Origin of the sequence: Aestuariicoccus sp. MJ-SS9 (assembly GCF_032586235.1) — a bacterium.
GTDB lineage: Bacteria > Pseudomonadota > Alphaproteobacteria > Rhodobacterales > Rhodobacteraceae > Aestuariicoccus.
Genome location: NZ_JAWHTD010000011.1, coordinates 102,445 through 114,095, shown reverse-complemented (window position 1 = coordinate 114,095; position 11,651 = coordinate 102,445). Strand labels below are relative to the sequence as shown.

The window sequence follows — 11,651 nt, the reverse complement described above, 5'->3', positions numbered from 1 at the left end:
TGATCCCAAACGCATGCCCAATCCCATGCCGCTGCAATACCTTAACAAACGCCTCTTCCGTCGTCATCTTCATGGCTTATTATCCTTTCATACTCGTATGTTGATGTCAGGCGGCACCGTTCAGCGCGCCCTGTTTGCGGTCTTCCAGGATCATGTCAGAGGCTTGCTCTCCGATCATGATCGCCGGGGCGTTGGTGTTGCCCGAGACGATCTCGGGCATGATCGAGCAATCGGCGACCCGCAGCCCGGCGATGCCGTGCACGCGCAGGCGCGGATCGACCACCGCATCGTCCCCCGGGCCCATCTTGCAGGTGCCGGTGGGGTGGTAGATCGTGGTCGAATAGTTGCGCGCCCAGTCCAGCGTGCCCTCGTAATCGTCCATATCGAGCGTGCTGTCGGGGCGGTATTCCTCGGATATCTTATGCGTGAGCGGTTCGCAGCGGGCAATGCGGCGGGCGATCCTGATCCCCTCGACGATTGTGCGGCAATCGGTTTCGGTGGACAGGTAATTGGGATGGATCCTCGGGTAAACCCCCGCGTCGGCGGACGCCAGCCGGATCTCGCCTCGGCTTTCGGGGCGCAGCTGGCAGACCGACATGGTGAAGGCCGAGAAGGGATGCACCCCCTCGCCCGGGCTGTCGGCCGACCAGGGCTGGACGTGGAACTGGATGTCGGGCGTTTCCACATGGTCCCCGGTGCGCATGAACCCGGTGGCAAGGCTCGCCGCCATCGCCATCGGCCCTGACCGGAACAGCGCGTATTTCAGCGCGATGCGGGCCTGGTTGAAGAGGCTGCGCACCTCGTCGTTCAGCGTCGGCTCGTTGCATTTGAAAACCAGCCGCGCCTGCAGGTGATCCTGCATGTTCTTGCCCACGGCGGGCACGTCGCGCCGCACCTCGATGCCGTGGTCGCGCAGTTGCGCGGCCTCGCCGATCCCCGACACCATCAGCAATTGCGGCGACCCGATCGCGCCCGAGGACAGGATGACCTCGGCGCGCGCCTTGACCACCTGTTCGCGGCCCGAGCCGTCGCGATAGGCAACGCCGGTCGCGCGGTTCTCGTCGAACACGATGCGGCTGGCGGCGGCGCGTGTGAGGATGGTCAGGTTCGGACGCGACCGCGCCGGGTTCAGGAAGGCCACGGCGGTCGAACAGCGCCGGCCGTTTCTCGCGGTCAGCTGGAAATAGCCGACGCCCTCCTGCGTGGCGCCGTTGTAATCGGGGTTGAAGGGATAGCCCGCCTCTTGCGCAGCGGCGACCCAGGCGTCGCAGATCGGGCGTTGCAGGCGCATGTTCGACACCGACAACGGGCCCTGGTCGCCGTGAAACTCATCCGCCCCGCGCTCTTGATTTTCGGACCGTTTGAAGAGCGGCAGCACCTCGTCCCAGCCCCAGCCGGGATTGCCCATCTGCTGCCAGCGGTCGTAATCCTGCGGCTGTCCGCGCACATAGAGCAGCCCATTGAGCGACGACGACCCGCCCAGCACCTTGCCCCGCGGCCAGTCGAGCTGACGGCCGTTGAGCCCCGGGTCGGGTTCGGTGCGATAGCACCAGTCGACCGACGGGTTGTGCATCGTCTTGAAATAGCCGACCGGGATGTGGATCCAGGGGTTCCAGTCGCGCCCCCCGGCCTCCATCAGCACCACCTTGATCGATGGATCGGCCGACAGACGATTCGCCAGCACGCATCCGGAAGAGCCTGCGCCGACGATCACGTAATCCGCGGTAATCTCAGACATTTTTCAGTAACCTCCTCGGCTCTCCCCGGCAGGGAAAGTTTTCCCTTGCCACGACCAGCATAAATCTACCGATATTGAGACCACAAGTATCAATATTTTCAAAATGGGAGGAGACCATGAAAGTATCGAAAGCTCTGAGCGGGATTTCCCGCCGCGATCTGTTCCGCTTGTCGGGCCAGTTCGGCCTGTCCTCGGTTGTGCTGGGCGCGGGCACGCTCGCCGGGGCCGTCAGCCTGCCGTCGCTGGCGAAGGCGGCGGAAAGCACCTATGAAAAGCGCTTTTCGAAAGAGCCCAAGCACACGCTCAAGCAGGGCGCGTCGGGCTTTAACGCGCGCAACCTGCTGATCGAACGCGCCGGCGTTCTGGAATTCGCCCGCGACCTGGAGGAGCGGACCGAGGGCGAGATTCGCGTCGAGTTCATCGGCGACAACCAGATCTGCGGCCAGCTCAACTGCGTCGAGAAGACCCAGCTGGGCGTCGTGGACATGTACGCCGCCTCGACCCAGAACTCGGCCGGCGGCGCGCCTTACCTCAACGTGCTGGACTATGCCTATATGTTCCCAAGCCGGGCGGCGCAGTACCATTTCCTCTACAGCCCCGAGTCGATGAAGCTGCTGCGCGAGCCTCTGGAAAAGCGGCACGGTCTGAAGTTCCTCTTCAGCCATTGCGAATTGCGCGGCATCCAGCTGGGCCAGTCGTTCGCCGACAAGCCGACCGTGACCAAGCTGGAAGAGCTCTTCGGCACCAAGAACCGCGTGACGGGCACGCAGCTGGGCCGCATCGCGATGCAGCTTCTGAACCTCAACCCGGTGCCGGTGGCCTGGGAAGAAACGCTCGACGGGCTCAAGCAGGGCCTGATCGACGGGGCCGAGACCTGGGCGTCGGCGGTGGCTTACGCCAACATGGCGCCGGTGGTCAGCCAGTCGGTCGACCTGCGGTTCTTCTGCGGCACCGAACATACCTCGATGTCGGCCAAGGTCTTTGACGCGATGGAAGCGCACCTTCAGGACGCGATCATGGAATCGGCCTATCTGGCGCAGGTCCATGTGCAGGCCGCCAACGAGGCCGCGCTGGTCAAGACCGTGGGCTTCAGCGACCCGCAGCTGCCCGGCACGATCTTTGCCGAAAACAACGTGCGCGCGGCGTTCCTGTCGGACGAAGAGGTCCGCACGGCCGAGGAAATGTGCTCGCCCGAGTTCAACCCCGAACCCTGGGCGCAGTGGCGCGAGCGGCTCAACAACTGGGCCGGCGGTCTGGACACCTATCAGGGCATCTACGACGTCGCGCGTCAGATCCCCACCGACACGCTGCCCGAAAACGTCGAGCCGCGCCGCTGGTGGCGTTCGGCCTGACCTGACGATCCCGGACCGGGCCGCCCCACGGCGGCCCGGTTCGACCAAGACCGCGATCACGTTCGCGGCAAAGACATACGGCGACCCAAAGGGAGGAATGGGGAATGACCGGCTGGTTCCAGGGCACAGGCGAGATCCTGAGCGCCCTCTCCGCAGGCGATTCATGGATGCTGAGCGAGGCGATGGGTCAGCCCGCGATCTGGCCCCTGGGGCTGATCGCGATGCTGGTCGCGGCGGTTCTCATCCTGTTGCTTTACCGCGTAAGCCCCTGGTTCGAAAGAAACTTCGAACCCACCGTCATGGTGATCTCCTACCTGGCGATCGGCGGCATCATCTTTGTCGAGGTGTTTCGGCGCTTCGTGCTGTCGGAACAGGCGCCGTGGTCGACCACGCTGCCGCCGTTCCTTTTCCTGATCATGACGTGGTTCGGCTGCAGCTATAACGTCAAGCTGCGCACGCACCTGGCCTTTGCCGAATTCCGCAACGCCATGCCGCGGGGCGGGCAGATGGCCTGCCTGCTGCTGGATGCGACGCTGTGGATCGTGTTTTCCTGGATCGTCGTGGTGACATCGAGCCGCGTTGCCGCCAACTCGGCCTCGAATTTCCAGATCATGCTGGGCACCGACAACGTCATGCAATGGTGGTTCCTGATCTCGGTCCCGCTGGCCTTTACCGTGCTGGTGGCCCGGGTTCTCGAGAACCTGCTGATCGACTTCGACAGATACCGGTCGGGCGGCACCCTGATCGAACAAGCCGTCATCGGAGGGGACTGACATGGCCGATTCGACGATCATCACGCTCATTTCGCTTGGGGTGACGTTCCTTTTCATGCTGGGCGTCCCGGTGTTCGTGGTCATCGGCTACTGGGTGCTGGGGATGTCCTTTGTGCTGGGGCTGTCGCTGGACAACATCGGCGCGGCGCTGGCGGATGTCTTCACCGACGGTTTCGCACTGCTGGCCATGCCGCTCTTCATCCTGACCGGGGACCTGATCAACCGCTCGGGCATCGCCCGAAGGCTGAGCGATTTCGCCTATTCCTGCCTGGGCTGGATCCGCGGCGGGCTGGCTATGGCGTCGCTGGGGGCCTGCGGGCTTTTCGCCGCGATCTCTGGCTCGAACTCGGCCACCACGGCGACCATCGGGTCGATGCTGCATCCCGAGATGGTCAAGGGCGGCTATGACGAACGCTTTTCCGCCGCCACCGCCGCCGCCGGCGGGACGGTGGGCATCATCATCCCGCCCTCGATCATCTTCATCGTCTACGGGTTCCTGCTGAACCTCCCGATCTCGGACCTGTTCGTCGCCGGTATCATTCCCGGCGCGATGATGGTGGGCGGGATGATGATCGCCTGCTTCCTGATCTGCTGGCGCAACGGCTGGGGCTTTCTGATCCCGCTGAGCCCGGTACGGGTGATCAAGACCGCCGTGGGCGCATGGCTGGGCTTTTTCGCCATCGGCCTCGTGCTCTGGGGTATCTACACCGGCAAGTTCTCTCCGACCGAGGCGGCGGGCGTGACCGTGGGCTTCTGCGTGATCGTGGGCTTCGTCTGCCTGCCGCTGCACCGCCTGCTGGGCGGCGACAAGGACAGCGACATCGAGACCAAGCCACTCGCCCAGATGCTGGTCGTGCAGGGCTTCGGCCCGCTCGAGCTGCCCTCGATCACCATGCGCTCGGCGCAGATCACCGGTATCCTCGCGCCGCTGATCGCCGTGTCCGTGGTCATGCAGCAGATTCTGTCGGTTCTGGGCGCACAAGAGACGATCGGCAATTTCGTCACCTCGATGGGCGGCTATCACGCGGTGCTCTTCACCTCGATGGCGATCGTCTTTGTGTCGGGGATGGTGCTGGAAAGCCTGCCGGTGACCATCATCCTCGCCCCGATCCTGGCCCCCATCGCGCATTCCGTCGGGGTCGAGCCGGTGCAGTTCGCGGTGGTCTTCCTTGTGGGCGCGTCCATCGGGTTCATCACCCCGCCTTACGGGCTGAACCTCTATGTGGCGTCCGGCGTGACCGGAGTTCCGTATTTCCGCCTTTTGCGCTACACGTTGCTCTACCTTGTGGCTTTGATCGCGGTTTGGTTCGTCGTGGCGCTTGTGCCGACCCTCTCGACGGCATTGCTCCCGCAACGATGAGGACGGCGAACATATGGATGGCAACACCGGCAAAGAGGGGACGATCCCGACCAATCTCCGGCTGCTGATGGTGATCGAAGAGATCGCCAGGGCCGGGGTGCCGGTCACCCCGACCGAGGTGAACGCCCGAATCGGATTGCCCAAGCCGACCATCCACCGCCTCTTCAACACTCTGGAAGAAGAGGGCTTTTTGCAGCGCGATCTGGACGGGCGGCGGTATTCGCCCGGCCCCCGCCTGCGGACCCTAGCCGGAAGCGTCCTGTCGTCGCGGCGCATCCGCAGCGCGCGGCAGGCCATCCTGCGGCGGCTCAGCCAAGAGATCGGCGAGACCTGCAACATCGCCCTGCCCGACCGCGACGCGATGACCTATCTCGAACGGGTCGAGACCGAATGGCCGCTGCGCATCCAGCTGCCCATCGGCACCCGCGTGCCGTTCTACTGCACCGCCAGCGGCAAGATGTACCTCAGCTCGCTGACCGCGAACCACCTGCGCAAATACCTGGACGCGACCGAGCTGGAACCGCGGACGCCCAACACGATCACCGATCACGACCGGCTGCTCGACGAGATCCGCGAGGTGCGCAAGCAGGGCTATGCGCTCGACCGCGAAGAGTTCATGGAGGACATGATCGCGCTCGCCGTGCCGATCCTCGACGTGCAGGACCGGCTGATGGCCACACTGTCGTTCCACGCCCCCACGCAGCGGTTCGGCATCGACCGGGCGCTCGACTTTCTGCAACCGCTGCGCGAGGCGGCGCGCGATCTGTCACAGCTGGTGACCGACAGCGAAGAGGATTGATCCGCCGGGACAAATCGCATTCCTTGGGCACGGACCACCGCCAACAAAGGAGCGTCCGATGTCCAGCGATCCCCTGCTTCAGCCCTACCGGCTCCGGCATCTGACCCTGCGCAACCGGATCATGACCACCAGCCACGAACCGGCCTACCCCGAAGACGGAATGCCGAAGGATCGCTACGCGGCCTATCACGCCGAACGCGCCAAGGCGGGCGTGGCGCTGGCGATGACCGCCGGGTCGGCCTCGGTGTCGCGCGACAGCCCGCCGGCCTTCAACAACATCCTGGCCTATAAGGACGAGGTCGTGCCCTGGATCCGCCGGCTGACCGACGCCTGCCACGATCACGGCTGCGCGGTGATGATCCAGCTCACCCACCTGGGCCGCCGCACCGGCTGGTCCAAGGGCGATTGGCTGCCTTCCCTGTCCTCGTCCAGACACCGCGAACCGGCGCACCGGATGTTCCCCAAGCTGGCCGAGGATTGGGACATCGAGCGCATCACCGGCGATTTCGCCGATGCGGCCGAGCGGATGAAAGAGGGCGGCATGGACGGGATCGAGCTGCAGGTCTATGGACACCTGCTCGATCAGTTCTGGTCGCCCCTGACCAACGATCTCGAGGGGCCCTACGGCGGCCAGACGCTGGAAAGCCGGATGAAACTGCTGATGGACGTGCTGACGGGCATCCGCGCGCGGGTGGGCGCGGACTTCATCGTCGGTCTGCGCTACACCGCGGACGAGGTCGCGGCAGGCGGGATCACGCCCAGCGAGGGCATCGAGATCTCGAAACGGCTGGCCGGTTGTGGCATGGTCGATTTCCTCAACGTGATCCGGGGCCGCATCCACACCGACCCGGCGATGACCGACGTGATCCCGGTGCAGGGCATGAAAAGCGCCCCGCATCTGGATTTCGCGGGCGCGGTGCGCGCGGCCACCGGTTTGCCCACCTTCCACGCCGCCCGCATCCCCGACGTGGCCACCGCCCGCCACGCGGTCGCATCGGGCCTTCTGGACATGGTCGGCATGACCCGCGCGCATATGGCCGACCCGCATATCGTGCGCAAAATCATCGAAGGGCGCGAGCACGACATCCGCCCCTGCGTCGGCGCCACCTATTGCCTCGACCGGATCTATGAGGGATGCGAGGCGCTTTGCATCCACAACCCGGCCACGGGGCGCGAGCTGACCATGCCGCATGACATCGCCCCGGCCGAAACCCGCAAGCGGGTGGTGATCGTCGGCGCGGGGCCTGGCGGGCTCGAGGCCGCGCGCGTGGCCGCCGAACGCGGGCACGAGGTGATCGTGTTCGAGGCCCAGCCCGACCCCGGCGGGCAGGTCCGGCTGACCGCGCAGAACCCGCGCCGGCGCGAGATGATCTCGATCATAGACTGGCGCATGGCGCAATGCGCCGCCCACGACGTGACCTTCCATTTCAACACCTGGACCGAGGCGGCGGATGTCACCACGCTGAACCCCGATGTGGTGATCGTCGCCACCGGCGGGCTGCCCAACACCGAACTTTTCGAAAGCGGCCAGGACGCACCGCATGTGATCACCGCCTGGGATCTGATCTCGGGCGATGCGAAGCCGGGCCACGAGGTACTGATCTACGACGAAAGCGGCGATCATCCCGGGCTCATGGCCGCCGAGGTGGCCGCGAACGCCGGCGCGAAGGTCGAGGTGATGACCCCCGACCGCGGCGTCGCCCCCGAGGTCATGGGCATGAACCTGGTGCCCTACATGCGCGCGCTGCAGGACAAGGACGTGACATTCACGGTGGCGCGCCGCCTGCGGGACGTTGTGCGCGACGGCAACCGGCTCTGCGCAGTGATCGGCACGGATTACAGCGATGTGACCTTTGAAAAGACCTATGATCAGGTGGTGGTGAACTACGGCACCCTGCCGCTGGCAGATCTCTATTTCGACCTCAGGCCGCTGTCGTCGAACGCGGGCGCGGTCGATCACGACGCGCTGATCGCGGGCCGCCCGCAGCGGGTGACGCGAAACCCGGACGGCCGGTTTCAGCTTTTCCGCATCGGCGACGCGGTCAGCGCGCGCAACACCCACGCGGCGATCTACGACGCGCTGCGGCTGGTCAAGGACATCTGACATGCGCTCGGTCAAGACCATACACGTGATTTCCGCCCATGCCGAGGGCGAGGTCGGCGACGTCATCGTCGGCGGCGTGCTGCCGCCTCCGGGCGACACGATCTGGGCGCAGAGCCGCTGGATCGCGCGGGACGGGACGCTGCGCAACTTCGTGCTGAACGAGCCGCGCGGCGGAGTGTTCCGGCATGTGAACCTGCTGGTGCCGCCCAAACACCCCGAGGCGCAGGCCGCCTGGATCATCATGGAACCAGAGGACACCCCGCCCATGTCCGGATCGAATGCGATCTGCGTGGCGACGGTCCTGCTCGACGGCGGTCTGGTGCCGATGCAAGAGCCCGAAACCCACCTGGTGCTCGAGGCCCCGGGCGGGCTGGTGCGTGTCCGGGCCGAGTGCCGGAACGGCAAGGCCGAACGGATCCACGTCCGCAACCTGCCCTCCTTCGCGGCCGCGCTCGGCCAGTCGCTTGAGGTCGAGGGGCTGGGCACGCTGACCGTCGACACCGCCTATGGCGGCGACAGCTTCGTGATCGTCGACGCCCCCGCGCTGGGGTTCGCGCTGACCGATACCGAGGCGCATGACATCGCCCGGCTGGGCGTCCGGATCACCGACGCCGCCAACGCTCAGCTTGGTTTCACGCATCCCGAAAACCCCGATTGGCGGCACATCTCGTTCTGCCTTTTCGCCGGTGGGCTGGAGGAGGGCGCGCAAGGGCTGGCCACGCGCGCCGCCGTGGCGATCCAGCCCGGCAAGGTCGACCGCTCGCCCACCGGCACGGCGCTGTCGGCGCGCATGGCGGTGCTGCATGCGCGGGGGCGGATGCGGGTGGGCGACCGGCTGACGGCGCGCTCGCTGATCGGCTCGACCTTCGCGGGCACCATCCTGGGCGAAACCAAAGTGGGCGCCCGCCAGGCGATCGTGCCCGAGATCTCGGGGCGCGGCTGGATCACCGGCATTCACCAGCACATGCTCGACCCGTCCGACCCCTGGCCCGAGGGCTACCGCCTCTCGGACACCTGGGGCGCGCGCTGAGCGGCCTTGAGCAGGCGAAAGGCCAACGCTGCCGGCAGGACCAGCGCAAAGAGCACCGCGCCGAACAGGATCGCCGAATCGGGCGTACCGCTTCGGTCCGACAGCCATCCTGCGAACGGCGGGGCCGCGGTCATGACGACGTAATAGACCGTAAAGAAAATCCCCATCCCGAAGGCCCGCCGCTCGGGCGCGACGGCCTGCCCGGCCAGCGCCATGATCACACCGGCGGGCGCGACGCCCAGCAGGCCGAAGATCAGGCTCGCCGCCAGCCCCGCGCCGGGCAGTTTCAGCAGCAGCAGCGCGACGACGCCTGCGCCGATACACACCGTCAGGATCGTGTCGCGCCGCCCGAAGCGGTCGGCGATCTGCCCGCAGGCCGCGCCCGACAGGATCATCAGCCAGCTGCCGACGCTGATCACCGATGCCGCCGCCAGCGGATCGGTGCCCCGCGCCTCGAGCATCAGCGGACCGAACGTCAGGTAGGCCACGTATCCCGCGTTGAACACGCCCCAGGCGACCCCGGCGCAGAGGATCAGCCCCCATTCGCGCGGCAAGAGCCAGGTCATCCGGCCGGGCGCGGCCCCCGCCCGGACCTCTGGGGTGCGGTAGAGGGTGAACATGCCGAACGCCGCAAGCGCGCAATAGACCGACGCCACCGCGAAGGGCACGCGCCAGCCGTAAAGCTCGGTCAGGACGGCGTGGCCGACCTGCCCCATGGCGATGCCGAAAGGCCAGCTCATGACCAGAATGCTCATCGCCGTGGCGATCTCGCGCCCGTCGAACCAGTCGGCGGCCATCTTGGTGAAATAGAGGTTGGCAAAGACGAAGCCCAGACCGGCGCCCATGCGCCCGGCCCCGACCGTCCAGGGCCCCGCCGCCGTGGCCGACACCGCCCCGCCCAGCGCCAGCGCCGCCAACCCCAGCCCGGCCAGCGTGCGATCCGACGCGAACCGGCCCGAAAACCCGGCAGGCAACGCAAGGAACAGCCCCGGCGCCATGAAGAGGCCGACCATCAGCCCGATGTCGGCGTAATCGAGCCCGAAGACCCCGGCCAGATCGTCACCGACCGAGGCCATGGTCTGAAATTGCAGCCCCAGCCCGACACGGGCGGCGAACAGCAGGGCGAGGATGCGCCAGCGCATCACAGGTCCTTTGGATGAAAGAGCGCAAACCGCCCGGTGTTGAAATGGCCTCCTGCGGCCTTGAGCCTGTGCATCCGCCGATCCTCCGTCTGGGGTGGCGGCATCATGCGCCCCCGGCAGCCCGCACGGTATCCGCCGTTTGCTGTATTCTGCCCGCAACCGCTGCGGTATTCGCCTACATCATCTGCAGGATTGCCCGCCCGGCCAAGCTGCGACAGGATCGGTGGACAGACTTTTCAGGACCCGTTCGACCGTTTTGACCCATGACATCCTCAGCCCGCGCGAGACCGAGATCGCAAGCGCCTATGCCCGCGGCGACACTTATCAGGCCATCGCCGGGCGGCTGGGGATTGCGCCCTCGACCGTGCGGACGCATCTGGCCACGATCTACCGCAAGCTCGACGTCTCATCGAAGCTCGAGCTTCACGCCCGGCTGAGTGGGGCCTCCCCCGACCCAGAGGTGCGCACCGATCACGCCGCCATCGTGTCCGAGCTTGCGCTCAGCCTCGAAGAGGCGCTGCGCCGCGAGAAGGCCCTGGGCGAGGTGTTGCGCATCATCAGCCGGTCGGACGGCGAGATCGACAAGGTCATGTCGGCGATCCTGGGCTTCGCGCTCGATCTCTGCGAGGCGGAATTCGGCATACTCTTCGACTATCACGGCGACCGGCGTTTTTCGGCCAGCCACATCCGTGGCATCCCCGACGCGTTCCGCGACTGGCTCGACGCGCAGGGCACCTTTGCGGTCAGCCCTCAGACGGGTCTGGGGCGGCTGGCGGCGGGGCACGGGATCGTCGCAATTCCCGACGTGCGCGCGGAAGAGATCTTTCACGGCGACGATCCGCTGCGATACGCCACCGCGTTCCACGGCGGCGCGCGGTCCTTCGTGGCCATTCCGATGATGTCGAGCGACCGGCTGGTCGGGGCCTTCACCATCTATCGCCAGAATGTGCGGCCCTTCACCGAACAGGCCACGACGCTGGCGCAATGCTTTGCCGACCAGAGCGTCATCGCGCTTGATAATGCGCGGATGATCAGCGCGCTGCGCGCCGGGACACCCTGACGGGCGCTTGGCTCAGGCCCCGCCAGCGCCGCCGATCTCGTTCAGCAGCCATTCCGCGCGCTCCACATGCTCCCGCGCGATGTTCAGCTTCTTTTCCAGCCGGGTCTTTCTGTCGGGCGTGTCCGCCACCGCGATCTCGGATTCCAGCGCGGCGGCCTTCTTGCGCAGCTTTTTAAGCACCTTCTCGACATGGCCGGGCTTGATCTTGCTGGCCTTGCCGTCTTCGAGCCGCGCGTTGTACTCGACCACCTTCTCGGCGAGGTTCTTCAGTCCCATGTCCTGTGTCTCCGATC

General features: G+C 66.2%; 10 protein-coding genes. 7 read left to right on the top strand and 3 right to left on the bottom strand.

The window, feature by feature from the left end:
- Positions 1-106: 106 nt before the first annotated feature.
- A complete protein-coding gene (locus RXV88_RS10370; RefSeq protein ID WP_316292580.1) occupies positions 107-1,738 on the bottom strand; it encodes a choline dehydrogenase in 1,632 nt (543 codons plus the stop codon).
- 116 nt (positions 1,739-1,854) lie between these two features.
- Between RXV88_RS10370 and RXV88_RS10365 the strand changes: the two genes are divergently transcribed.
- The 6 genes from RXV88_RS10365 (at position 1,855) to RXV88_RS10340 (ending at position 9,156) form a co-directional block, all read left to right on the top strand.
- Positions 1,855-3,090, top strand: a complete 1,236-nt coding sequence (locus RXV88_RS10365; protein ID WP_316292578.1) for a TRAP transporter substrate-binding protein — start codon at positions 1,855-1,857, stop codon at positions 3,088-3,090.
- Positions 3,091-3,194: 104 nt separating this feature from the next.
- On the top strand, positions 3,195-3,863 hold the full coding sequence (locus tag RXV88_RS10360) for a TRAP transporter small permease (protein WP_316292576.1): 669 nt from the start codon (positions 3,195-3,197) through the stop codon (positions 3,861-3,863).
- Position 3,864: 1 nt separating this feature from the next.
- The gene (locus RXV88_RS10355; protein WP_316292575.1) at positions 3,865-5,223 is read left to right on the top strand and encodes a TRAP transporter large permease; all 1,359 of its coding nucleotides are present in this window, start codon (positions 3,865-3,867) and stop codon (positions 5,221-5,223) included.
- Between the two features lie 13 nt (positions 5,224-5,236).
- Positions 5,237-6,022, top strand: coding sequence for an IclR family transcriptional regulator (locus tag RXV88_RS10350; protein WP_316292574.1), 786 nt, complete (start codon positions 5,237-5,239; stop codon positions 6,020-6,022).
- A gap of 58 nt (positions 6,023-6,080) precedes the next feature.
- Positions 6,081-8,126, top strand: a complete 2,046-nt coding sequence (locus RXV88_RS10345; protein WP_316292572.1) for an NADH:flavin oxidoreductase — start codon at positions 6,081-6,083, stop codon at positions 8,124-8,126.
- A 1-nt stretch (position 8,127) separates the two neighbouring features.
- Positions 8,128-9,156, top strand: a complete 1,029-nt coding sequence (locus RXV88_RS10340) for a trans-3-hydroxy-L-proline dehydratase (RefSeq protein WP_316292571.1) — start codon at positions 8,128-8,130, stop codon at positions 9,154-9,156.
- On the opposite strand, the gene RXV88_RS10335 is transcribed toward RXV88_RS10340, so the two are convergent.
- Positions 9,123-10,298: a CynX/NimT family MFS transporter gene (locus tag RXV88_RS10335; RefSeq protein WP_316292569.1), complete on the bottom strand. Its 1,176-nt coding sequence runs from the start codon at positions 10,296-10,298 to the stop codon at positions 9,123-9,125. The two genes, RXV88_RS10340 and RXV88_RS10335, sit on opposite strands and share 34 nt — an antisense overlap.
- A gap of 256 nt (positions 10,299-10,554) precedes the next feature.
- Here RXV88_RS10335 and RXV88_RS10330 point away from each other — a divergent pair, with 256 nt between their 5' ends.
- Positions 10,555-11,358: a LuxR C-terminal-related transcriptional regulator gene (locus RXV88_RS10330; protein WP_316292567.1), complete on the top strand. Its 804-nt coding sequence runs from the start codon at positions 10,555-10,557 to the stop codon at positions 11,356-11,358.
- Between the two features lie 12 nt (positions 11,359-11,370).
- Here RXV88_RS10330 and RXV88_RS10325 read toward each other — a convergent pair whose 3' ends face one another.
- The gene (locus RXV88_RS10325) at positions 11,371-11,634 is read right to left on the bottom strand and encodes a hypothetical protein (protein WP_316292565.1); all 264 of its coding nucleotides are present in this window, start codon (positions 11,632-11,634) and stop codon (positions 11,371-11,373) included.
- Positions 11,635-11,651: the final 17 nt, after the last annotated feature.